Annotated in this window: 18 protein-coding genes and 1 pseudogene; all 19 read left to right on the top strand. The window is 38.8% G+C overall.

Annotated features, from left to right (window positions below; genetic code table 11):
- Positions 1 to 162 precede the first annotated feature (162 nt).
- Positions 163 to 2,199, top strand: coding sequence for a hydantoinase/oxoprolinase family protein (locus ACQKMI_RS05505; RefSeq protein ID WP_427487666.1), 2,037 nt, complete (start codon positions 163 to 165; stop codon positions 2,197 to 2,199).
- A 3-nt stretch (positions 2,200 to 2,202) separates the two neighbouring features.
- Entirely contained in the window at positions 2,203 to 3,882 is a 1,680-nt protein-coding gene (locus ACQKMI_RS05500; protein ID WP_427487665.1) for a hydantoinase B/oxoprolinase family protein, read from the top strand.
- Between the two features lie 16 nt (positions 3,883 to 3,898).
- A complete protein-coding gene (locus tag ACQKMI_RS05495; protein WP_427487664.1) occupies positions 3,899 to 4,651 on the top strand; it encodes an IclR family transcriptional regulator in 753 nt (250 codons plus the stop codon).
- A gap of 23 nt (positions 4,652 to 4,674) precedes the next feature.
- On the top strand, positions 4,675 to 6,249 hold the full coding sequence (locus ACQKMI_RS05490) for an OPT/YSL family transporter (RefSeq protein WP_427487663.1): 1,575 nt from the start codon (positions 4,675 to 4,677) through the stop codon (positions 6,247 to 6,249).
- A 16-nt stretch (positions 6,250 to 6,265) separates the two neighbouring features.
- On the top strand, positions 6,266 to 7,309 hold the full coding sequence (locus ACQKMI_RS05485; RefSeq protein WP_427487662.1) for a DUF917 family protein: 1,044 nt from the start codon (positions 6,266 to 6,268) through the stop codon (positions 7,307 to 7,309).
- Positions 7,310 to 8,086: 777 nt separating this feature from the next.
- Complete coding sequence (locus ACQKMI_RS05480) at positions 8,087 to 8,701, top strand: HD domain-containing protein (RefSeq protein WP_427487661.1); 615 nt, start codon at positions 8,087 to 8,089, stop codon at positions 8,699 to 8,701.
- 577 nt (positions 8,702 to 9,278) lie between these two features.
- Positions 9,279 to 10,700, top strand: a complete 1,422-nt coding sequence (locus tag ACQKMI_RS05475; protein ID WP_427487660.1) for an anion permease — start codon at positions 9,279 to 9,281, stop codon at positions 10,698 to 10,700.
- A gap of 249 nt (positions 10,701 to 10,949) precedes the next feature.
- Positions 10,950 to 12,836, top strand: a complete 1,887-nt coding sequence (locus tag ACQKMI_RS05470; RefSeq protein ID WP_427487659.1) for an ABC-F family ATP-binding cassette domain-containing protein — start codon at positions 10,950 to 10,952, stop codon at positions 12,834 to 12,836.
- Positions 12,837 to 12,848: 12 nt separating this feature from the next.
- Positions 12,849 to 13,973, top strand: coding sequence for a conserved virulence factor C family protein (locus ACQKMI_RS05465; protein ID WP_427487658.1), 1,125 nt, complete (start codon positions 12,849 to 12,851; stop codon positions 13,971 to 13,973).
- A 75-nt stretch (positions 13,974 to 14,048) separates the two neighbouring features.
- Positions 14,049 to 14,120: pseudogene (locus tag ACQKMI_RS05460) on the top strand (transposase-like zinc-binding domain-containing protein); the annotation flags it as partial.
- 188 nt (positions 14,121 to 14,308) lie between these two features.
- Positions 14,309 to 15,217 (top strand): hypothetical protein, encoded by a 909-nt coding sequence (locus ACQKMI_RS05455; protein ID WP_427487657.1) that lies wholly within the window; start codon positions 14,309 to 14,311, stop codon positions 15,215 to 15,217.
- A gap of 327 nt (positions 15,218 to 15,544) precedes the next feature.
- On the top strand, positions 15,545 to 16,777 hold the full coding sequence (locus ACQKMI_RS05450; RefSeq protein WP_427487656.1) for a M20 family metallopeptidase: 1,233 nt from the start codon (positions 15,545 to 15,547) through the stop codon (positions 16,775 to 16,777).
- On the top strand, positions 16,774 to 17,862 hold the full coding sequence (locus ACQKMI_RS05445) for a tartrate dehydrogenase (RefSeq protein WP_427487655.1): 1,089 nt from the start codon (positions 16,774 to 16,776) through the stop codon (positions 17,860 to 17,862). Before ACQKMI_RS05450 ends, ACQKMI_RS05445 begins: the two co-directional genes overlap by 4 nt.
- A gap of 1 nt (position 17,863) precedes the next feature.
- Positions 17,864 to 18,610 (top strand): SDR family NAD(P)-dependent oxidoreductase, encoded by a 747-nt coding sequence (locus tag ACQKMI_RS05440; protein ID WP_427487654.1) that lies wholly within the window; start codon positions 17,864 to 17,866, stop codon positions 18,608 to 18,610.
- Positions 18,611 to 18,621: 11 nt separating this feature from the next.
- Positions 18,622 to 20,076: an aldehyde dehydrogenase family protein gene (locus tag ACQKMI_RS05435; RefSeq protein ID WP_427487653.1), complete on the top strand. Its 1,455-nt coding sequence runs from the start codon at positions 18,622 to 18,624 to the stop codon at positions 20,074 to 20,076.
- 25 nt (positions 20,077 to 20,101) lie between these two features.
- Positions 20,102 to 21,130 (top strand): ABC transporter ATP-binding protein, encoded by a 1,029-nt coding sequence (locus ACQKMI_RS05430; RefSeq protein ID WP_427487652.1) that lies wholly within the window; start codon positions 20,102 to 20,104, stop codon positions 21,128 to 21,130.
- Positions 21,105 to 22,082: an ABC transporter ATP-binding protein gene (locus ACQKMI_RS05425; RefSeq protein ID WP_427487651.1), complete on the top strand. Its 978-nt coding sequence runs from the start codon at positions 21,105 to 21,107 to the stop codon at positions 22,080 to 22,082. Before ACQKMI_RS05430 ends, ACQKMI_RS05425 begins: the two co-directional genes overlap by 26 nt.
- 37 nt (positions 22,083 to 22,119) lie before the next feature.
- Positions 22,120 to 23,091 carry a P1 family peptidase gene (locus tag ACQKMI_RS05420; protein ID WP_427487650.1) on the top strand — a complete coding sequence of 324 codons (972 nt, stop codon included), beginning with the start codon at positions 22,120 to 22,122 and terminating at the stop codon, positions 23,089 to 23,091.
- Positions 23,092 to 23,109: 18 nt separating this feature from the next.
- The gene (locus tag ACQKMI_RS05415; RefSeq protein ID WP_427487649.1) at positions 23,110 to 24,657 is read left to right on the top strand and encodes an ABC transporter substrate-binding protein; all 1,548 of its coding nucleotides are present in this window, start codon (positions 23,110 to 23,112) and stop codon (positions 24,655 to 24,657) included.
- Positions 24,658 to 24,672: the final 15 nt, after the last annotated feature.

Raw genomic sequence — 24,672 nt, 5'->3', positions numbered from 1 at the left:
CTGATTTTGAAAATGAAAAGCAGATTTTTACAACAATCTTAATTGTCAAATGAATTTTTATTTTTAAAAATAGATTGAATTTTCTTTTTACTTTGAATATAATTTACTTAATTTATTGATTGGAACACTGTTCCGATAATAGGAACACGGAGGGATGAAGACTTGAAAATCGCAACAGATATTGGCGGTACTTTTACTGACCTAGTTTACACGGATGAGAAGGGAAATCTTCATTTTGACAAGGGACATACGACCCCGGGTCATTTTGAGGACGGCATATTAAATGTATTAGGACGACATGTAACGGAAGATTCTCTTATTGAATCATTTATTCATGGTTCAACAGTCATTATTAATACATTAACGGAAAGAAAAGGGGGCGTAGTTGGATTAATTACGACGAAAGGTTTCCGTGACGTGTTAGAAATTGCTCGTGGGAATCGTCCAGACTTATACAATTTTAAATATAAAAAACCAGAACCTTTTGTAGAGCGTTATTTACGACAAGAAATCGATGAGCGAATCGATTTTAAAGGAAATGTTATGAAAGCGCTTAATACTGAAGAAGTAGGCAATATCGTCTGTAAATTTAAAGAATCGGGTGTAGAGGCCGTTGCTATTTCACTAATTCATGGCTATAAAAATCCAATACATGAATTACTGCTTAAAGAAGAAATATTAAAAATTTGGCCAGAGGTGTATATCACACTTTCAAGTGAAACGATTAAGGAATATCGCGAATATGAAAGAACGAATACAACAGTTTTAAATTCATACGTAAAGCCAATTGCACACGCGTATTTAAAAAGCTTAAAAGAAAAATTAGAAACAATCGGTATTACAGATCATTTGAAAATTATGCAATCCAATGGTGGTACAACAAGCTTTGATAAAGCAATGGAATTGCCAATCAACCTTGTGGAATCTGGTCCAGTAGCTGGTATGTTTGGGGCAGCAAAATTAGGTGAACTTTTAAATGAATCCAATATTATCGCTTTTGATGTTGGCGGAACGACTGCAAAATGTTCGCTAATTACAAATGGAAAAGTAAATGTCACAACAGATTACTATATTGAAAGAAATGAAAAGTTTGCAGGCTATCCGATTAAAACTCCAGTTGTTGATATCGTGGAAATTGGCAATGGCGGTGGTTCCATCGCTCGTCTGGATCAATTCGGCTCATTAAAAGTTGGTCCAGATTCTGCTGGTGCAAATCCAGGGCCAGTTGCCTATGGCTTAGGCAATACACAGCCAACGATTACGGATGCAAATGTTTATTTAGGAAGATTATCATTAGAAAACTTCGATAATCCAGTGTCTATTGACAAAGTGGAGGAAGCGCTTATTGAAGCCATTGCTAATCCGTTTAATGTGATAGCAGAGGAGGCAGCGCAAGGGATTTTAGATATTGCCAACTCTAATATGTTAAATGCCCTGAAACTAATTTCTATTCGTAAAGGCTATGACCCTGAAGATTTTACAATGGTTGCCTTTGGTGGTGGTGGTCCTCTACATGCGATTAATTTAGCGGAAGAGCTGGGTATGAAAAAAGTCATTATTCCATATGGTTCATCTGTCTTTTCAGCATTAGGAATGATGATGACGGAATACCGACAAGATTATATTCAAACAAGTTTAATGGACTTTAATCATCATCATCTAGCTGATATTCAAAAAAATATCGATGAAGCTATTGAAAATGCCTATGCTGATGCACCTTTGTCAAAAGATCATTATTATTTTGAAATTAATTATGATCTTCGTTATAAAGGCCAGGAACACGCTGTCAAATTGAATGCATCGAATATTGCTATTCATAAAGAAGAGCTTGCGCAATTAGCAGAGGCTTTCCATATTAAACATAAACAGGAGTTCTCTTTTGATTTACCAGAGACGCCTATTGAGTTAGTGAATACACATCTTACTATTTATGGGAAAGGTGAAGCGGTGCAGTTTAAGGAATTAGATTTCTCACAAATTGACGCTTCGACATGTATAAAGGCAACACGGAAGTTATACGTCAAGAAAACAGGTTGGGTAGAGGTAAATGTTTATGATCAACAAAAATTAGTACCTGACTATGTGATTACTGGTCCTGCTATTGTGGAAAGTCCTTCATCTACAGTTGTGATCAATGAAAAACAATCTATTGAAATAGATAAATACGGAAATCTGATTGTAGAGATGGAGGGGAAATAAAACATGAAAAAAGACGTTTTTGCTATAGAAATTATTCAGGATTCTTTACTAGCTATTGGTGATGAGATGTTTGTAGCGTTAGCTCGATCGTCTATGAGCCCAGTTATCTATGAGGTATTAGATTATGCGTGTGGTTTAACAGATGCAAAAGGCAATCTAATCAGCCAAGGTAATGGTGTAACAAGTTTTATCGGGATGCTAAGTCCGATGGTACAACGTGTCATTGAAAAGTTTAATCATGGGAAAGACTTGCACGAAGGCGATGTCATTATTATTAATGATCCGTATGTAGGTGGAGGATCACATTTATCGGATGTTGGTTTAGTCTTACCGATTTTCTATAAAGGCGAGGTTGTCGCTTATTCTGCAAACAAAGCGCACTGGACAGAGGTTGGTGGCATGGATCCAGGTTCATTCACAAGTAATTCCAATGAAATTTATCAGGAAGGACTACAGTTACCTGGTGTGAAGCTTTATCAAAAAGGCGAGCTCAATATAGGAATTTATGAAATCATTTCTACTAATGTTCGTTTACCAGAACTATCAATCGGAGATATGTTTGCTCAGGTGGCTGCCTTAAAAACGGGTGAAAAACGTATCACGGAGCTTTGTCAGAAATTCGGTGCCGAATCTGTTAAATTGTCCATTCAAAAATTATTGGACAAGGGTGAAAAAATTGTTGAGCTTGAACTACAACAATTACCAAAGGGCGAGTTTTATGCGGAAGATTTTATTGAGGGTGATCCTTTAAAAGGCGGACCTTATCCAATCAAAGTGAAGGTAACCATTAGTGATGAAGAATTTATTTGTGATTTTAGAGGATCACATCCTGCTGTGAATGTACCGGTAAACTGCTCGCAATTTGGCTTGATGGCCAGTGTGCGTGTGATGTTTCTGGCTTTACTTGGCGATATTGATGTCATAAATGAAGGTGTCTTTAAACGCTTAACGATTATGACAGATGACAATTCTATTGTATCTGCCAAACGTCCCCACCCTGTTTCAATGAACTTTGAGGCACGTATTGGTGCAGCTGATTTAATTTGGAAAGCACTTGCACCTCATTTACCAGAAAGATTGTCAGCAGGTCATTTACAGTCGGTTTGTACATTTATCTTAACAGGTAAAAATCCTGAAAATGATGAGTCATTCCTAATTGTTGAACCATCAGTAGGAGGATGGGGAGCGTCAAATGATGAGGATGGTCAAAGTGGGCAATATTGTATGGGAGATGGGGAAACATATAATCTTCCCGTTGAAGTAGCGGAGACAAAATATGGTATTCAAATTGATGAATATAGCTTAAATTGCGATGGTGCTGGTGCAGGGCAATATAGAGGTGGCTTAGGAGTACGTCGGGTTTATACCGTTAATAATGATGGTCAAAAGGTTTCTGTCAATTTAGGTAGACATCAATTTACCCCATTTGGCTTGAATGAAGGTGAAGGAGGATCACATAACTATCTGATCATTCATAAAAAAGATGGTACAAAGGTTGGTCCGGTTGGTGTCCTAGCGAATTATGAATTGCAGAAAGGTGACCGTATAGAGCTTGTCACAGCAACGGGGGGTGGTTATGGCAATCCAAAAGAGAGAAGTACGAAAGCAATTGAAAAAGATTTATTAAATGGATATATTTCTTTAGAGGTAGCTGAAAAACGTTACGGTTACCAAAACGCATAAAAGGAGAAATATATAAATGACTGTTAAGACATTAAAAAACTCATTGGATATACTTGAATGCTTCGCAACTACAGAAAACGCATTAGGAGTACGTGAAATTTCACGTATGACAAAATTGCACACAAGTGTTGTGCAAAGAACAATCAATACATTTACAGAAGCAGGCTATTTATTACAGGATGACGCTACGAAAAAATATAAATTAGGTTATAAAATGTTTATATTTCATGATGCGCTCGCCAATACTAGTGACCCACATTTTACAATCTATGAATTGATGCAGAGTCTTGCAAGTGAAATCAATGAATCAGTATTTCTAACTTATATGGATAAAGAGTATGGTGTCACAACAAAAATTGCTGAAAGTAATAAGAATATAAAGTATGCAGTGTCATTAGGTACAAAAACACCACTTTATATCGGTGCTTCTTGTAAAGTTATGTTTGCCTATTTGGACAAAAAAAGACAGCTTGAATTATTAGCGTATTTTAATGAAGAGCAGTCTGAAGAGGAACATATAAAGCTTCTTAACAATCTTCAAGAAGAGCTACAAATCATACGACAAAATAACTGGTGTGTCACTGTAGGGGAGTACAACGAACATGCTTTTGGTATAAGTGTACCATTATTCAATCATAAGAAAGAAATCATGGCATCTCTAACGATTTCTGGATTAGTATATGACTTTAACGATCAAAGGGAGAAATACATGCTTGAACAGTTAGTGAAAATTGCTCATCAAATTCAATCTCACATCTCTAAACTATAACAAACAATAGGGGAGCTGACACTATGAATAATAAAGTATTACATCCGCGGGCCTTAGAGCCCGTAACTCTACTAATGATAGTCTTAACATCTGTAGTTGGTGCAATTATTGGGATACAACTGATTACTACTTTAGGGATTTCTGCGAATACATCGATTGTTGGTGCAATATTTGCAATGATTTTGGGCAGAATTCCTATTGGAAAATTGATAGCTTTTAAATCAGTGCATAGACAAAACATTATTCAAACAGCGATATCATCAGCTACTTTTAGTGCAGCAAGTAGTTTAATGTTGCCAATTGGTATTCCATATGTTTTAGGCTATGAAAACTTAGTATTACCATTGTTCATCGGTGTTATTTTAGCGATGTTTGTGGATGCTTTATTATTATATAAATTTTTTGATACAAAGATTTTCCCAGCAACAGGCACTTGGCCACCAGGGATTGCAACGGCTGAAGCGATTAAAGCTGGAGATAAAGGTGGTAATAATGCAAAGGTTCTACTCGGTGGTGTTTTAGTTGGTATTGTAGGAGCTGTACTTAAAATTCCAATGTCAGCCTTTGGGGTAGCGTTTATCGGGAATATTTGGGCGCTTACAATGTTTGGAATTGGTCTTTTACTTAGAGGCTATTCTGTTCAACTATTTAATGTGGATTTAAATGAATATTATATTCCACATGGCATGATGATTGGCGCTGGAATTGTGGCGCTATTCCAAGTAGGCTTTACTTTATTAAATAAGGAATCTGCTGAAAAGTCAGAAAATTTTGTGTATTCAAAAGGTTCTAGGGAAATTAGACAAGGCTTTGGTGCAGGGTTTATTGCTTATTTATTGATCGCGGTATTAATCGCACTTTTGGGTGGATTGATGTCACATATGTCTGTTGGTATGTTGATAGGCTTCATCATTTTCGCAGCGATTGCTGCATTTGTACATGAATTAATTGTTGGTATTGCAGCCATGCATGCAGGTTGGTTCCCAGCATTTGCAGTAGCGTTTATAACGCTTATTGTCGGCGTTTTAATTGGTTTCCCACCGCCTGCACTTGCTTTATTAGCCGGATATAGCGCAGCAACAGGTGTTGCCTTTGCGGATATGGGCTATGATTTGAAAACAGGTTTTATATTACGTGGAAATGGTAGTGATCCCGCATTTGAAAAAGAAGGTCGTAAACAGCAAATGATCGCTGGTATTTTAGCCTTTTCTATTTCTGCCATTGTTGTTTTACTTTCTTATCAATCTTATTTTGCACAAGGTTTAGTGGCACCTGTAAATCATGTATATGCTGCTACAATTCAATCTGGTGTAACAGGTGAGGTGGCTAAACAATTATTGATTTGGGCTATTCCGGGTGCATTGATACAACTAATTGGCGGTGCAAAAAGACAAATGGGTATCCTATTTGCAACAGGTTTATTACTGATCAATCCTATTGCTGGATGGGCTGTTTTAGTCGGTATTTTACTTCGAACTATTTTCACATATGTGACGAAAGGCAAGAGAGAATCTGAAATGACTATATTTGCAGCAGGTGTGATTGCAGGAGATGCTTTATATAGTTTCTTCTCTTCTATTTTAAAAATAGGAAAATAGAAAGGAGTAATTGATAATGGTAAAAACTCTATCTTACGAGGATGGTATTGCTGCTGTCTATGGGGGTGCAATTCTAGGAGGCGGTGGTGGTGGTCTCCTAGAGGAAGGGTTAAAACTTGTTGAGGAAATTTTCGCTACAGGTACACCTCAGTTAATCGATATAACAGACTTAGAGGATGAAGATTTTGTCGCTTGTGTGGCAATGGTCGGAGCTCCCTCAGCTGCCGATCAATATATTTCACGCGAACAGCTTTGTTGGAGCTATCGAAGTATGAATACGTATATGGATGACCGTTTAAAAGGTATTATTACAAACGAGAATGGTGCCATTACAACGATAAATGGCTGGTTGCAATCCGTTTCATTGAATGTACCAGTTGTGGATGCACCTTGTAATGGGCGAGCCCATCCAACTGGTATCATGGGTTCATTGAATCTACATGAACAGAAAGACTATATATCCGTGCAATTTTATGCAGGTGGAAAAAATGATTTTGCAATTCAAGGCTTTATAGAGGGTGATTTGCAAAATACTGCAAAAGCCGTTCGCAATGCTTCTATTTTAGCTGGTGGGATGGTAGGGGTTACTCGAAACCCTGTAACCATTGGCTATTTAAAAGAAAATGGAGCACCTCATGCTATTTCCGCTGCGATTGGGCTCGGCTATAGCTTTCTAAATGGACAAACAATCGAGAGAAAATTAGAAAATGTTATTCGTCAGTTGAATGGTATGCACATCGTTTCTGGAATCGTGACGGACTATTCGCTAATAAAGGAAAATGGCTTTGACATTGGAAAATTAAAGGTTGGTGATTTTCACTTAACTTTCTGGAACGAGTATATGACTTTAGCTAAAGAAGGTAATATCCAATCTCAATTTCCAGACCTCATCATGACTTTTGATACGGAAAAAATGATTCCAGTACCGAGCGCTAGCATTAAAGAAGGAATGCAGGTTGCTGTTATTTTAGTCGATCAAAGTAATCTAAAATTAAGTACTACGATGAAAAATGAGGCTCTGTTACAGGAGATTTATGAGGTTGTTAAAGCTGTTCTATAAATGGGTTAATAAAAAATTGAAAATAAACAATAAAAGCTGCCATCATCTACAATAAATAAGATGGGCAGCTTTTACTTTTTCTTCAGCGGGTTGGTATTACTTAACATCACTATCGTTCCTACTTCCTTCATAACTTATTACTACTTCGCTTACGGCTTTAATGAAATACGGAAAAATTGTTGCCTAAAAAGGATTCTCTAGTTTTGTTAGCACGACTCTGATGATTTGACTTTTCGCAAAATGTTGGCAAGAATTCAGTATGCTATTTGCTATTAATGGGAGGAGTTACGTTCACACATACTCTAGGGTATGAATACAAGAAGGTAACGTCAATTAATGATACAAATATCACACGCTTGCGACATATGGTCAAAGCCTTCTAGGTCGTGACAACAAGCTAACTGTTTGTTCACTTATCTCGTCATGTACATTCACTATGCGGGTTGAAACAAAGAATTTCTAAGGGAAAAATGTTCACTTTTATTTGTTTTCTAAGATGATTGACTTTCATTATACGCACGTCATCTTTCAACACAATATTTAATTGTAAGCCCGCTGAAGTTGTTAAATCTGTCAAAACATAGTTCTTGTACACCACTGAAATTGTGAGCTACAGAACAAAATTAGATGTTCTGTACATTTATCATATAATATTCTGAAAAGTTTGTCAATTGAAATAGATTTACAAATTTTTTTTGTTAAGCCTAGAGGATACTTAATTGCCAACTATTCTAAGCAATACAGTATAATAATGTATGAAGGGACTGAACTAAGATTATGAACAATTTAATGGACAAAGTACGGGGAATTTACGAACAATTTGATGCTAGTCATGATTTTCAACATATTGAACGTGTTTATCAAAATGCGTTAGCGATATTACAGACAGAGTCAGAAGCGGATGCAGAAGTTGTGAAAATTGCTGTGCTCTTGCATGATGTAAGTGATAAAAAATATACCGATAGCAAAGAGCAAGAAAATAAGCTGATTGCCGAGCTACCTTTAAGTGAAGAAAAAAAGCAACATATTCGGGATTGCATTGAACAAGTATCGTTTAATGGTGGCAATGAAATAGAAGCAACTTCTATCGAAGCAAAAATAGCACGAGATGCAGATCGTTTAGATGCGATTGGAGCAATCGGTATTGCACGTACGTTTGCTTTTGGTGGGGCTAAGGGTCGAAAGCTTTATGATAAAGAAGAGAATGCACGTATGGATATGACAGAGGACGAGTATCGTAATAAAAATACATCCTCAGTTACCCATTTTTATGAGAAGCTATTATTGCTAAAGGATTTAATGATTACAGAGAAGGGCAAACAAATGGCTGAAGAACGCCATCAATTTATGGTACAGTTTTTAGAGCAATTACAAAATGAAATAGGTGAGTAATTACTCACGCTTCAAAAAATAATGTGGGCTAATTAATTAAATAGATGTCTCTTAAAAAATCCGTTGTCTACTCCAATAGACAACGGATTTTTATAAGAGGTGAAATGTCGATTAATTTACGTTGGAGAAGAATGAGTCAGGTTAAGCATATTTTTCCGTTTCAATTTTTTTGCTGCCGCTCGAGCACTTGAACGGGGCATAATTAAACTTTGTAAGATTATTACATTGTATTTGCATGACATAAAGTATTTTTTAACTTTCTGGAATGTGTGGGATTGGTTCAAGCCTAAAAGGTAAATTACACGCTATTCGTATCTTTTTAGTAATCTTGCGTATGCTAACCTCAATGACAAACAAAGAAATTGACATGAAAGATAGATATTTACAACGAAAGATGAATTTTTTTTGAAAAATAAGCCGAAATTCTTTTCATCCATTACTAAAAGTATATATAATTACTTATGCTTTTTCGACAATGGGGATCTTGATTTTGTCTACAGTTTATTCGGGTATTAGATCGTGGGAGAAATCGCCTGTTAAAAAACATTGGGGTAACCGTCAAAGGAGCATCAACATCATGAAAGAAGCAAAAAGCGCAGTCAAATGGATTCCTTTCCTCATTTCCCTTGCTGTTGGAGTAGCAATCTGGTTCTGTCCAGTACCTTCAGGAGTAGATGAAAAAGCATGGCATCTATTTGCTATTTTTGTTGCGACAATTATAGGATTTATAACGAAACCGTTGCCAATGGGAGCGATATCCTTCATTGCTATGGCTATGATTGCCATAACTAATACATTAACTATTGAAGAGACTCTAAGCGGTTTTGGCAATTCAACGATTTGGCTAATTGTAATTGCCTTCTTTATTTCTCGAGGATTTATTAAAACGGGACTAGGTGAACGAATTGCCTATGTATTTGTTCGTCTTTTTGGGAAAAAAACGTTGAGTCTGTCTTATTCTTTATTAGCGAGTGACCTAATATTAGCGCCAGCTATTCCTAGTAATACAGCTCGTGCTGGTGGTGTTATATTTCCAATCATCCAGTCATTATCTCATACTTTTGGATCTAAACCGGAAGACGGGACGGAGCGTAAGATGGGTGCCTTTCTTTTGAAGGTAGGCTTTCAAGGGAATTTAATAACGTCTGCTATGTTTATGACAGCCATGGCAGCGAACCCTTTAATTGTAAAGCTAGCAAGTGATTCAGCTGGGGTAACGATTACTTGGTTTGGTTGGGCATTGGCCATGATTGTCCCTGGGTTAACAGCTTTAATCGTTGTTCCTTATGTTATTTATAAAATTTATCCGCCTGAAATCAAGGAAACACCAGAGGCAGCAGCTATCGCGAAAAAGAAGCTGGATGAATTTGGTCCACTTAAAAGTTCTGAAAAACGAATGATCGTAGTATTTGTTGCTGTGTTGTCGTTATGGATTGGTGGAGACTACTTAGGGATTAGTGCCACTACAGCAGCTCTTATTGGTCTTTCATTACTTTTATTGTTAGATGTATTATCATGGTCAGATATCAAAAAGGAAGAAGGGGCATGGGATACACTAATCTGGTTTGCAACATTATTTATGATGGCCTCTTTTATGAACAAACTAGGGCTGATTCCTTGGTTTAGTAATGAAGTCGGTGGACTTGTATCTGGGTATAGTTGGATATGGGCTGTGTTAATATTAGCATTAGTCTACTTCTATTCTCATTATTTCTTTGCGAGTTCGACTGCTCATATTAGTGCGATGTATGCAGCGTTTTTATCTGTTATGCTGCAAGCGGGAGCACCAGCCATGTTGGCGGCTATATTATTAGCGGCATTTAGTAATTTATTTGGCGCCACTACTCATTATGGTTCTGGTCCAGCACCGGTCTTCTTCGGTGCAGGCTATATTGATCAAAAAAAATGGTGGACAGTTGGTTTTGTCGTTTCCGTTGTAACAATCCTGATTTTTGTTATAGTAGGAGGATTATGGTGGAAGCTTCTTAATTATTGGTGAAATAATTAGCTTCTGTATCCGGATAGAAATTTCTATCCGGATATTTTTTATATTTTTTTGAGATTTTTAACCCTTCTTCATTTTGCAGGTAATGGAGGAGGTATTTTTTTAGATGGGTAAGAAGAGTTTGTTGTCCTTTGTTTACCTGTCATTTGGTGTTATGATAAAAATGGATATCAATAATAAACTACATATTAAAAGTAGTATGGACACTAAACAACACCTAAATGAAAGAGATGGACAAGTGTAATGAGTCATTTAATTGTACAAAATTTAACGAAAACAGTGGGCGATAAGACGCTCTTTCAAAATATTGGATTTACGATTTATGAGGGGGAGCGAGCTGGGTTAATTGGTATTAATGGTACTGGTAAATCCACATTGCTTTCTATTTTAGCAAATGAAATCGAAGCGGATTCAATGGAAGTTGACCGCCCAAATAAATATCGTGTTGCTTATTTACCACAGGAGCCTACTTTTAATAGTGGCGAAACTGTGTTACAGGCAGTGTTTGCAGGGGATTCACCTATTTTAAAACTGAATCGTGAATATGAGGAAACGGTTGCTGCACTTGCATTAAATCCGACTTCAGAAAGTTTACAAAAAACGTTATTTAGCTTGCAACATCGTATGGATGAGGAGCAGGCATGGGATGTCAATGCACTTGCTAAGACAGCGCTTACGAAGCTTGGAATTGAAATGTTTGATAAAGAAGTATTAACACTGTCAGGCGGTCAGCAAAAGCGCGTTGCTTTAGCAAAAGTTTTAATAGAGCCGGCAGATCTTTATTTATTGGACGAGCCTACCAACCATTTAGATGTGCAGGCAACAGAGTGGCTGCAGGAAATGGTGTTACGATTAAAGGGGGCAGTTATATTTATTACCCATGATCGTTATTTCTTAGATGAGCTGTCTACGCATATTTATGAGCTGGCTGATCAAACATTATACCGCCATACTGGGAATTATGGGGATTATTTAGAAGCTCGTGCTATTCGTGAGGAAATGAATGCAGCTTCTGCACAAAAAGATCGCAACCGCTATCGCTCAGAGTTAAAATGGATTCGTCGTGGTGCGAAGGCACGTTCTACGAAGCAGAAGGCACGTATTCAGCGCTTCGAGCACTTAGAGGAGAACTTGGAGCGTAAATCTGAGGGTGTTTCTCTTGAAATGGGTCTAGCAACAACGCGTCTAGGTCGGAAGGTTTTAGAGGCTGAAAATATTTCAAAGGCATTTGGCCATCAAAAAATCCTTGAAAACTTTTCATTTTTACTACAGCAGGGCGATCGTATTGGTATTATCGGAGCGAATGGTGTAGGAAAATCAACATTATTGAACATGCTAGCAGGTGAGTTTACACCTGATGCTGGTGAAATTCTTGTTGGTTCGACAGTGAAGTTAGCGCATTTCAAACAAACTCTACCAAAGATGAATGAAAATGAGCGCATGATTGAATATATCCGAGAAGCATCAAATGATATAACAGATGCAGAGGGTGTACGCTATTCGGCTGCCCAAATGCTGGAGCGTTTCTTATTCCCACTTAATGCGCACGGTACACCTATCGGTAAATTATCGGGTGGTGAGCGTAAACGTCTGCATTTATTACGATTATTAATGGAGCAACCAAACGTACTGTTACTAGATGAGCCTACAAATGATTTAGACATTGAAACATTAGGTGTGCTTGAGGATTTCATTGAGCATTTCCCTGGAGTCGTTATAACGATATCCCACGATCGCTTTTTCTTAGATCGAATCGCGAAGAAGCTGTGGATTTTAGATGGTCTTGGGCATGTTGAAGAGATGCTTGATATTTACAGTGAATATTTACTAAAGCGTGAACAGGAAGCTGCTGTAAAAGTAGAGGCTCCGAAAGTCGAAAAACCAAAGACAGAAAAGCCTAAATCAGACAAGAAAAAATTATCTTTTAAAGAGCAAAAAGAATGGGAAACTATTGCTGATGACATAGAAAAGACAGAGACAGCGATTATGGAGACAGAAGAAGGTATTGCTAATGCTGGAGCTGATTTTACAAAGCTACAGGAATTAACGGCGAAGCTAGATGAGCTGAATGCACAATATGAGCATCTTATTGAAAGATGGTCGTATTTAGATGAAATCGTAAACGGATAAGGAGCGATAGACATGAAGATTATTACAATTGAACCGACACCAAGCCCTAATTCTATGAAGATTGTCGTTGATACAGAGTTACCTTTTGGCAAAAGCTATAATTTTACAAAAGATAATAAAGATGAAGCAACTGGTGAGGCGGCAGCGATTTTAGCAATTGAAGGTGTGAAGGGTGTTTATCATGTAGCAGATTTCTTCGCTGTTGAGCGTAACGCAAAGTATGCATGGGAAGGTATTTTAGCAAGCATCCGTCAAGTGTTAGGTGAAGATGTACAGGAAGTAAACAATGAACAAGTTGCCAATGAATCTTATGGCGAAGTGTACGTTCATGTGCAGTTTTATAAACAAGTACCGCTTCAAGTAAAGGTATTTGATAATCAACGTGAGCACCGTGTAAGCTGTGGTGAGCGCTTTGTGGAAGCTTTCAATAAAATTATTGAGACCGCAGTTGATGAAAATTATATTTTCCAACGTAAGTGGATTGACTATGGTGTACGATATGGAGAGCTTGAAGAAATTGCAGAAGCGGTAAAACAAGAAATCAATGTGACATATTCTGAGGAACGTATAGCAGAGATTGTCGCAATGATTAATGATTCTGAGAAAACAATTGAGAAGCCAGCTAAGCTAAAAATCACTGTTGAACAGTTTAAGCAACCTGAATGGGAAAAACGTTTCCAACTGCTTGACCAAATGGCAGATCCAGAGCTAGATGATTTACCACTTTTAGATTTAGCGTTACAAGATGAGCAAATGTCTATCCGTCGACTTGCAACCGTTTATTTAGGAATGATTGAAGATGTGGCAGTTGTTCCATATTTGGAAAAGGCATTACAGGACAAAAGTGCAGCGGTACGTCGAACTGCAGGAGATTGTATGAGTGACCTTGGCTTAGTGGAATTTGAAGACGCGATGCAGCAAGCATTACAGGATAAAAATAAACTTGTTCGTTGGCGTGCAGCTATGTACTTATATGAGGTCGGTACTGAAAAGTCATTAGGTGCATTAAAGACGGCTGCAGAGGATAAAGAGTTTGAAGTAAAACTACAAGTAAAGATGGCGATTGCCCGCATCGAACAAGGTGAGGAAGCAAAAGGGTCTGTTTGGAAGCAAATGACAGAATCTCGCCAGCAATAAAACGAAACAACCAGCATCTATTTGAGCTATTCAAAATAGACGCTGGTTTTTTTATATTTCATTCAATTTTTTTCACTAGGTTGTCTTCATTGTGGATGTACTGCCGTAAAACGTAATGGTAAATATCGTTCTAGACAAAGATATTTGTTTCATACATTGAAATCTAACAAGTTAATTTTAAAGTGGAACAGGAGAACAGGAATATAGGAGAGCGGGGGCATATTCTATATCGGTACCTTTGAAGTTTAAGCAATAAGAGCACAGTGCATAATAAATAGTAGCAAGTAACAAATGACAAATAAAAAAAGAATATAGTTTTTAAGGAGGGAAGATAAGTGCAGTTGAAATACGATTTCGTAGACTTGCCTTTAAATGAAATTAGAGTAGGCACTACAGGTAGAACACTATTCGATTATTGTCTTAACCGTAGCCATATATTTGCCTTAGCGATGAATGAAGTCTTTGGATATGACATCATTGCAATTTGGCGCCCAATAATACAACACAACAGAGTTTTGCAGATGAAACTATTAAAGGTATATTTAGAAACATCTTATTTAGGCAAACCATACTTGTTCGATCCATCAGGCAATACCCAAACATCTGAAGTACTTAAATATGAAGGGGCCATTACAGAGCTTATCACCCCCCAACAGTTTAGAGGTCAAATGAAAGATTTGACTAAAACGTATTCTGAGGGAGATTTCGATGAAACTAATTTCGACAACTCATTCGCTCAAGAACTTGAAGAAATAAAACAATTCATACTAGAAAACTTGAGTCGATACGTCCCCATCTTTAGTTATATTGAGAATGCACTTACAGAAAGTGGTTGGGAGCAAGTAGAGAGAAGCTTATATCATCCGGATAAAGAAGAACCATTCCACCGGGCTGTTACCGGGTGCAGATTTTCTGCCACTCGTTCAGTTGGTCAATTCCAACATACAATCGTAATCGATGTATTAAAAGATGGGGGAGTTATATACCACATTGAGACCGGTGATAATCACCGTATCTTCCAGACTGGTGTTTGCTCTATGGAACAATTCATCCTTGTTCTAAAGGAATACGTCGATATTAAATATCCTATCAGATCACAAGTGATGATATCTGCCTTAAAGATAACGGGCGAAGTAATCCATACTACTATTAATAACAACTACAAACCGCTTTATTTAGTTGATTTTCTCGGCGGTAAACATTGGCTAGAAAATGATGATTTAATGGCCATATCCACTAACTAATCTCTAGTAGATTAGAGTATTTTCACTACACGGACTCTTTAACGTTTGACACAAAGTATATTAAGAAGGCGTATCCTGTTCATAACAGGATACGCCTTCTCTTATTGAGCTAACTTGCAGCGTTTGTTAAATACAGTCTTTCTTAAGTCTCTTTTTATCGAAAAATAACATAATATATATAATTTTTGTGTTTCCTAGCTTTTCACTACTAAACAAAAAGTTAAAAGCATTCTATATATTATTAACAAATTGTCTAGTACTTGTTTAATAGGATAATGATAGAATTATTTAAATTCGGAATATTCTATAAATTAAGGAGGCGTTTTAATGACAATAACTAGTTTAAAGACAACAGAATCTTATATACGTGACCGCGAAGCAGTTATTGAGCTTACACAAAAGCTAGTACGTATAGAAAGCGTTTATCGAGAAGATGATCCAAATGGCAATGAACAAGAAGTCGCGAATTATGTCGCTCAATATTTACGTGATTTAGGGATTGAAACACATGTTGAGGAGGTTGTACCAGGCAGACCGAATGTCATTGGTATTATTGATTCGGGTAAGCCAGGAAAAACACTCCTCTTTGAAGGACACACAGATGTCGTTACTGAAGGAAATCGTGAAGCATGGACGTACGATCCTTTCGGTGCAGAAATTATTGATGGTCGAATGTATGGCCGAGGTACAAATGATACAAAAGGAAATCTTGCTTGTATGATTACAGCTTGTCAGTCGTTGTTACTGGATCAGGAGGAGTATACAGGCAAGATTATTTTATGTATTCCTTGTGATGAAGAAGGGCTAATGCTTGGTATTAAACATTTTATAAAAAATGGCTGGGCAGATGATGTGGATGGAGCAATTATATGTGAGCCAGAGGAAAACAACGTTTGTATCGCACAGCGTGGGGCAATACGCTTGAAAGTGGATATTTTCGGTAAAATGGCGCACGGTGCGATTTCTTGGAGTGGCATTAATCCGAACTGGCGCATGGCACGTTTTATCGTAGAGCTTGAAAAATTGGAAAAAGAAGAGCAAGCACGTTTGGGACGTGATCCGATGCTTAATTGGCCATCTATTACACCAACGATTTTACGAGCACCTGTAAAAGGCGATGCGCAAATTAATGTCATTCCTGATCACTGTATGACGACACTTGATATTCGTACAGTTCCTGCACAGGATCATGATGAGCTTCTGGGGAAAATTGAGGCAATTATTAAACGTCTGCAAGCAGATGATCCGGATTTTAAAGTTGAGCTAACAGTGCTTGATAACCGCCCTGCAACAGCAACAGCGAAGGATGATCCTGTTGTACAAGCCATTTATGAGGCAGTCGCTGAGGTAACGGAAAAAGAGCCGAAATATAACGGTGTTCCAGGGGCTACGGATGGAACGTTCCTTCATGTACATGGGGTACCCATTGTTACCGTTGGAGCGGGTGATCGTGATATGCCCCATCAAATTGACGAATATGTCGATATCGAAGAATTAGCAGAAACAACAGCCATTTACCGTTTAGCAGCATTGAAATTTTTAGCAGGTGATGCACAATGATTCATACAAAAATCGCAGTTATTCCAGGGGATGGCATAGGAAAGGAAGTTATGGAGGAAGCATTAAAGGTATTGAATTCTTTGCAGGAACAAGATTTGTCTTTACAAATAGAAACAACCATTTTTCCTTGGAGCTCAGATTATTACCTCAAGCACGGTCGAATGATGCCAAGTAATGCATTAGATATATTAAAAGAATTTGATGCGATATTATTCGGGGCTATTGGGGATGCTCGTGTTCCTGATGACGTTACCGTATGGGAATTAATTATGCCAATACGAAAAAGCTTTCAGCAATATGTTAATTTCCGTCCGATTAAATCACTACCCGGCATAGCCTCACCGCTTGCTAACGGAAGGGATATTGATTTTGTGATCTTCCGTGAAAATGCAGAGGGAGAATATTCCGATAGCGGTGGGCGAATTTATCATAGTCAGCCACAGGAAATGACGATTCAAAATACGATTATGACACGTATCGGTATTGAAAAAATTGTCCAAGCCGCCTGTGATTATGCCTATAAAAATGGCAAAACAAAAATTACGAGCGCGACAAAATCAAATGCTATTACTCACTCAATGAAATTTTGGGATGAGCATGCTAGAAGAATTGTTGCACAAAGTTCACCAGCACTAGAGCTAGAATCTATCTATATCGACGCTTTAGTAGCTTATTTCGTGGAACGCCCGCAAGATTTTCAGGTTGTTGTAGCCTCCAATTTATTCGGAGACATTTTATCAGATTTAGGATCAGCCATTGTTGGTGGTCTTGGGTTGTCACCGTCAGCTAATATAAATCCGGAAAAGGAATTCCCCTCTATGTTTGAGCCAGTGCATGGGTCAGCACCAGATATTGCAGGAAAGGGCATAGCAAACCCAGTCGCACAAATTTGGTCACTTGCTTTGTTACTTGGACATATTGGGAGACCAGATATAGAACAGATAATTGTGAGTTCGATTGAGAAGGTGCTTCGAGAAGGTGTTGTGAAAACCGCAGATATTGGTGGACTGGCGACAACAGCACAAATGGGTGATGCGATTTGTCAGGAGATTATCAAAATGAATTTAGCGGCAAGGGGTGTATAGCATGGCAGTAGAACAACAGGTCATCATCGTTACAGGTGCTGGTGGTGGTATGGGAAAAGCTATTATTCAGGAACAGCTTGCAAAAGGCAATATTGCAGTAGGGCTTGATTTATCAGTAACTTCTCTAAGCGATTTAGCGCAGGACGCCTTGCGCTGCTTTGAAGTCAATGTCTTACAGGAGGAAAGTGTGAACGAAGTATTCAAGCAGATTTTTGACGAGTATGGACGGATTGATGGACTTGTCAATGCACTTGGTATAGCGCAGGCAGCAAAACCGATTGAGCAAGTTACAATGGACGAATGGAACCGGTTAATGGATGTCAATGTTAAAAGCTTATTTATTACAACAAAGGCAGTCGTTCCTTATATGAAGGAGCGGCAAGAGGGTTCAATTGTCACAATCGCTTCTATTTCTGCTGTACGACCACGCCCAGGTTTACAAGCTTATATTGCATCTAAAGGGGCGGCGGAGAGCTTTACACGTGGTTTGGCTATTGAGCTAGCGCCGTTCCAAATACGTGTGAATACGATTCACCCAGGGCCAGCCGATACTCAGATGCTTGCTCAATTTACGGCACAAGGAGCAGACGTCGAGCAAACTAAGCAGAGTGTCTTTGTTCAATCGGTCCCCCTTGGGCGATTAGTGAATCCATCAGACATTGCTGGAGCAGTAAGTTATTTACTCTCTGATGCAGCGAGCATGGTTACAGGAACGACATTACATGTAGACGGTGGTCGTGGACTATAGGAGGGATAAGCGTGAAGAAAATTCCGATGTTGATAAATGGTGAGTGGATACATGGTGGTATGGAAGCATTATTGGATGTCATGAACCCCTCTACTGGTGGAGTCATTGCCCAAATTATGAATGCGAGTAAAACCCACGTTGACGAGGCTGTACGCGCCGCACGTGTAGCGTTTGAAAGTGAAGAGTGGCGGAGAATAAAGGCCTATGAACGTGGGCAGCTACTTATTGAACTTGCACGCTATATACGTCTGCATGCAGAGGAATGGAGTTTATTAGAATGTCGTGATGTTGGAAAACCGTTAACTCAAGCAAGAGCGGATATTGAAGCGGCAGCACGCTATTTTGAGTTTTACGGAGGAGCTGCTGATAAAGTAATGGGGGATACGATTCCCATTGAAGACGGTATTTTAAACGCGGTAGTGTTAGAGCCTGTCGGAATTACCGTACATATCGTGCCTTGGAATTACCCTATTCAAATTACAGCGAGAAGTGTAGCAGCTGCCATTGCTACTGGCAATGCTGTAATTGTTAAAAGTGCGGAAGATACGCCATTAACTACACATGCCATCACGGAATGGTTTGCGGATAAAGTGCCAAGAGGTATTTTTCAGCATATTACAGGTTTAGGGCGTGATGTTGGACCGTATTTAACATCCCATCCTGATATCAATCATATTACGTTTACAGGCTCTGTCCCAACAGGTATTGCGGTCATGAAGTCAGCCGCTGAAAATGTTGTACCAGTGACGTTAGAGCTCGGTGGGAAATCTCCAAATATTGTTTTCGCGGATGCCAACATGGAGCAAGCGCTTGAAGGAGTTGTACGCGCCATTATTCAGAATGCCGGACAAACATGCTCTGCAGGAGCCAGGCTCCTAATTGAAGAGCGTGCCAAAGAAAAATTCATTGCACAATTAGTGCGAAAATTTCAAGCGTTAAAAGTTGGTCCGGGTGAAGCAGATGTTGATATGGGCCCGCTTCTAAATGAACGACAATATACGAAGATTTCAACACTACTACAAAAGGCAAAGGAAGATGGCTATGTAGTTACTGGTGGTGAAACACTGACGATTAAAGGCTATGAACAAGGCTATTATGTTGAGCCAACAATACTTGCGGGAGTGGATGCGAACGATCCACTCGCACAGGAGGAAATTTTCGCACCGGTGTTGACTGTATTTACGTTTAGGACGGTTGATGAAGCGATTACCTTAGCTAATAGTACAGATTACGGTTTAGTTGCAGGCGTTTGGTCGAAGGATTTGGATACTGCACATTATGTTGCAAGCCGTGTAAAAGCTGGGCAAGTGTTTGTTAATAACTATGGAGCAGCAGGTGGAATTCAAATGCCGTTTGGTGGCTATAAAAAGAGCGGCATTGGACGAGAAAAAGGTTTTGTTGCGTTGAGAAATTATACACAAATGAAAAATATCGCAATACGCTATGCACCACCTAATCAAATGTAATGAAATGTGAGATGGAGGGATGCGTATGGATCAGCCAAAAGAAAATCAGGTGCTTCTAGAGGTAAATCATTTAAAAATAATATTCCATTTAAAAAATAGTCAACAGGCGAAAGTGGTCGATGATGTAAGCTTTACGATTCGTAAGGGAGAAACGGTTGCGCTTGTAGGTGAATCTGGAAGCGGAAAAAGTATTACATCGTTATCAATTATGCGATTACTGCCCATACCACCAGGAGAAATTACAGCTGGTAGCATTAAACTGAACGGTAAAAATCTCTTAGACTATAAAAATAAAGAGATGAGCAATATAAGAGGCAATGAAATTGGTATGATTTTTCAAGAGCCGATGACATCATTAGATCCTGTGTTTACAATCGGTAATCAAATGATAGAAGGAATTCGTAGACATCAAAGGACATCAAAAAAAGAGGCGCGGGAGAAATCTCTACAGCTTTTAAAAGAAGTGGGTATTGCCAATGCAGAAAAGGTGATTACTGAATATCCGCACCAATTATCAGGTGGTATGCGCCAGCGTGTCATGATTGCGATTGCAATGTCCAATAACCCTCAACTGTTAATTGCTGATGAGCCAACAACGGCACTTGATGTAACAGTACAGGCACAAATTTTGAAGCTTATGATGAAGATGAAGGAAGAACATCATTCGGCTATATTATTTATTACGCATGATATGAGCGTTGTAGCAGAAACAGCAGATCGCGTTATGGTTATGTATGCAGGACAAATTGTAGAGGAAGCTCCAGTGCGAGAGCTTTTTTTGAATCCTAAGCATCCGTATACAACAGCTCTTTTAAAAACAATGCCTAATATGGAGACAGATGTGAAACGATTGCCGTCAATTCCAGGCACTGTTCCACCGGCTTATGCGTTACCAGAAGGATGCCGTTTTGCATCACGCTGTCCATTTGCGATGGAACAGTGCAATGAAGTGCAGCCGGAAGTAATCCATATTCAAGACGAGCATAAAGTACGCTGTCATCTATTTACGGAGAAAGGGGCGCTTGATCATGACGAAAAAAGAAGTTTTGCTTGAAATTAATCATTTAAAAGCCTACTTTCCTGTGAAACGTAAATCGATGAAGGAAGAGAAAAAGGTCATTAAAGCTGTCGATGATATTTCGCTTGAAATTTTCCGTGGCGAGACGCTTGGTATCGTAGGCGAATCCGGCTCCGGAAAATCGACGTTTGGCCGAACTATTTTAAAACTCGTTGAACCGACGGAAGGGGAAATTTTATATAAAGGACAGCCCATTCAGCAATTAAAGGGAAGTAAACTACAAACCTATCGCAATCAAATGCAAATGATTTTTCAGGATCCTTTTGCATCACTCAATCCTCGTATGCGAATAGGTGCCATTATTGAAGAGCCGATGAAGCTGCAATTAACATTAACGAAAGAGCAGCGCAAAGAGCGTGTAAAGGAGCTATTACAGAAGGTAGGTCTACCAGGAGATGCTATGCAAAAGTTCCCGCATGAATTTTCTGGCGGTCAAAGACAACGAATCGGTATTGCGCGGGCTCTTGCTATTCATCCAGAGTTCATTATTGCGGACGAGCCTGTATCTGCATTAGATGTTTCAGTGCAGTCTCAGGTCTTGAATTTAATGATGGATTTACAGGATGAATTTCATTTGACCTATTTATTTATTTCACATGATTTAAGTGTTGTGAAACATATTAGCGATCGAGTGGCTGTGTTGTATTTGGGGAGGGTAGTGGAAATTGGCGCGAAGAAAGAATTATATGCTAATCCTCTGCACCCATATACGCAGGCGTTGCTATCCGCAATTCCAGTGATCAATTTCGATGAACCGAAACAAGAAATACCGTTACAGGGGGAATTGCCAAGCCCTATGAATCCACCCGTAGGCTGTGTGTTTCATACACGTTGTCCCTATGTGATGGACAGATGTCATCAGGAACGGCCTGTTCTTCGGGAAGAAAATAACCATCAACGGGTAGCGTGCTTTTTATATGATAAATAGATTGAAAAATCAGTCTATATGAAGTGGAGTGTGTATGATGTTCGGAAATATTACGGATGTGCCTGGCGTTAAAGTTGGGCATGTAGAAAATAGTGAAGGAATTACAGGTTGTACAGCGATTTTAGTGGAAAATGGTGCAGTTTGCGGTGTCGATGTAAGAGGCTCAGCACCGGGTACTCGAGAGACTGATGCACTTGATCCTATTAACGAAATTGAGCATGTGCATGGGATTTGCTTGTCTGGTGGAAGTGCATTCGGATTGGATGCTGCGACAGGAGTCATGCAATTTCTAGAGGAGGGGGGTATTGGCGTAGAGGCAGGTGTTGCTACAATTCCAATCGTTCCTAGTGCGGTGCTGTTCGATTTATTTATCGGTGATCCAAAGACAAGACCTACTGCTCCAATGGGCTATGAAGCAGCTAAGAGTGCGGTTGCTGGTCCATTTGCAAATGGGAATATAGGAGCTGGTTACGGTGCGACAGTAGGAAAATTGGCGGGTCCTCAATTTTGTATGAAAGGGGGACTAGGCAGCGCCTCTATAGCTGGCAAAGAGGGTGTTGTAGTGGGTGCCATTGTGGCTGTCAATGCTGTTGGGGATGTGAAAAATCCTACTACAAGAGAAACGCTAGCAGGAGCAAGGGATCCGAAAACAGGGGAATGGATGGATTGCTGTACGTATTTAGAAGAACATGTGCGATCGGAAGCATTGTCTGGTACGAATACGACAATCGGTGTCATTGCAGTGAATGCCAAGCTGACAAAAGCAGAGGCGAAAAAAATAGCTCAGCTTACACAAAATGCTCTTGCACGAACAATTTATCCAGTACACACAATGCTGGATGGAGATACGATTTTTGTGCTTGGTACAGGGGATATAAGATTTCCAGTTGACTATTTGGGCCATTTGGCTACTAAAGCTATGGAAGAAGCGATTATTACTGGCATTAAAGCTGCAGATAAATTAGCTGAAGTAGAAAGCTATAAAAGCATTCAAATAATGAGCACATAGGGAATAGGGGGAAATGACATGAGGCTGAAGAACAATTGGTTGATGATGTTATTGACATTGATAGTCGTTTTACTAATTAGTGCCTGTTCAAGTGATGACAAAAAAGATGCAAGTTCTGGGGGGAAGACAGTAGCAGAATTACCTCAAGACATCGTAGTACGTATAAATGACGATCCAGATTTTTTAGATCCACATAAGGCAACAGCTTCTATTTCGTACCAAATGATTCTTAATATTTTTGAAGGACTAATGGCACCGCAAACAGATGGAACTTTAATAGAAGGGTTAGCCGAAAGCTATGCAATATCTGAAGATGGTTTAACTTATACATTTAATATTCGTCCGGGTGTGAAATTTCATAATGGTGAGGATTTAACTGTTGAGGATATTCAGTATTCATTTGATCGTTTAATGGGGAAAAACGGTGGCGAAAAGATGTCAAACAGCTTTGATAATGTTGCGTCAACAGAAGCACCAGATGCCAATACCTTTGTGATCAAGCTAAAAGAGCCGAACTCTAACTTCTTATATTCATTAACTGCTCGACAATCAGCTATTTTACCAAAAAGCAATGATGGAAAGCATAATGAAAACCCGATAGGTACTGGACCGTTTGCTTATGTAAAATACTCTCCAGGTACTAATTTAGAATTGAAGAAAAATGAAAACTACTGGAAAAAAGGGTTACCCTACTTGAATAAAGTGACGTTTACCTTCCAATCGGATGATCAAGCAGCGATTATGAGTTTAATGGCCGATGAAGTCGATTTAACGAGTGTACCTTGGCAGCGCGTAAGTGAAGTAGGAGATAACTATAACTTATCTCATCAAAATAATAACTCATCATTAATCGTTACCTTTAATGAAACGAAAGCCCCTTTTGATAATGTAAAGGTTCGTCAAGCAATTAACTACGCTGTAAGTAAGTCGGATATTATTGACTCGGTGTTTGCAGGCTATGCTGTACCACTTGGTTCAAATATGAGTCCAGCGATGGGGGACTATCAAAAGAAAGGTTTAGAAAATATGTATAAGCGTGATGTGGAAAAAGCTAAAGCGCTATTAGCAGAAGCGGGTTATCCTAATGGTTTTAAAACAAAAATTACAGTGTCTTCGCATAATGGTATGTATTCAAATATCGCGCAAATCGTAGCGGACAATTTAAAGGAAATCGGTATTGATGTGGAAATTGAAGTTGTAGAATGGGGCATTTGGCTAGACCGAGTTTACTTTGGACGCGACTATCAAATGACAACGATCGATTTAACAGGTCGTGCTTCTGCCTATGAAATTTTAAATGATTACATTTCAACGAATGATGGTGAAAACTTCTTCAAATTTAAAAATGATGAATACGACAAAATTATGGCAGACGTTTTAAAGGAAAGAGATCAGGCAAAACAAATTGATTATTACCATCGTGCACAGGAAATTTTAGCTGAGCAAGCAGCAGCGGTCTACATCGCAGATTATCAGATTGTTTGGGGCTCTAAAAAGCAAGTTACTGGATTAAAGAGCTATCCATTCTGGTTCCATGATATGTCTGAAGTTAAAATTTCTAACTAGAAAGGGATGAGTGCT

The organism is Lysinibacillus sp. NPDC097214, from assembly GCF_050277945.1.
Taxonomy (GTDB): Bacteria; Bacillota; Bacilli; order Bacillales_A; family Planococcaceae; genus Lysinibacillus; species Lysinibacillus xylanilyticus_B.
This window is presented reverse-complemented; position numbering and strand designations above follow the sequence as displayed.

What these genes read in the sequence shown, in the direction of transcription:
- ACQKMI_RS05440 (WP_427487654.1), top strand. Translation starts at nt 17,864, where the DNA reads ATGGCAGTAGAACAACAGGTCATCATCGTTACAGGTGCTGGTGGTGGT.
- ACQKMI_RS05475 (WP_427487660.1), top strand. Translation starts at nt 9,279, where the DNA reads ATGAAAGAAGCAAAAAGCGCAGTCAAATGGATTCCTTTCCTCATTTCC.
- ACQKMI_RS05425 (WP_427487651.1), top strand. Translation starts at nt 21,105, where the DNA reads ATGACGAAAAAAGAAGTTTTGCTTGAAATTAATCATTTAAAAGCCTAC.
- ACQKMI_RS05500 (WP_427487665.1), top strand. Translation starts at nt 2,203, where the DNA reads ATGAAAAAAGACGTTTTTGCTATAGAAATTATTCAGGATTCTTTACTA.
- ACQKMI_RS05420 (WP_427487650.1), top strand. Translation starts at nt 22,120, where the DNA reads ATGTTCGGAAATATTACGGATGTGCCTGGCGTTAAAGTTGGGCATGTA.
- ACQKMI_RS05430 (WP_427487652.1), top strand. Translation starts at nt 20,102, where the DNA reads ATGGATCAGCCAAAAGAAAATCAGGTGCTTCTAGAGGTAAATCATTTA.
- ACQKMI_RS05480 (WP_427487661.1), top strand. Translation starts at nt 8,087, where the DNA reads ATGAACAATTTAATGGACAAAGTACGGGGAATTTACGAACAATTTGAT.
- ACQKMI_RS05415 (WP_427487649.1), top strand. Translation starts at nt 23,110, where the DNA reads ATGAGGCTGAAGAACAATTGGTTGATGATGTTATTGACATTGATAGTC.
- ACQKMI_RS05445 (WP_427487655.1), top strand. Translation starts at nt 16,774, where the DNA reads ATGATTCATACAAAAATCGCAGTTATTCCAGGGGATGGCATAGGAAAG.
- ACQKMI_RS05450 (WP_427487656.1), top strand. Translation starts at nt 15,545, where the DNA reads ATGACAATAACTAGTTTAAAGACAACAGAATCTTATATACGTGACCGC.
- ACQKMI_RS05485 (WP_427487662.1), top strand. Translation starts at nt 6,266, where the DNA reads ATGGTAAAAACTCTATCTTACGAGGATGGTATTGCTGCTGTCTATGGG.
- ACQKMI_RS05490 (WP_427487663.1), top strand. Translation starts at nt 4,675, where the DNA reads ATGAATAATAAAGTATTACATCCGCGGGCCTTAGAGCCCGTAACTCTA.
- ACQKMI_RS05465 (WP_427487658.1), top strand. Translation starts at nt 12,849, where the DNA reads ATGAAGATTATTACAATTGAACCGACACCAAGCCCTAATTCTATGAAG.
- ACQKMI_RS05470 (WP_427487659.1), top strand. Translation starts at nt 10,950, where the DNA reads ATGAGTCATTTAATTGTACAAAATTTAACGAAAACAGTGGGCGATAAG.
- ACQKMI_RS05495 (WP_427487664.1), top strand. Translation starts at nt 3,899, where the DNA reads ATGACTGTTAAGACATTAAAAAACTCATTGGATATACTTGAATGCTTC.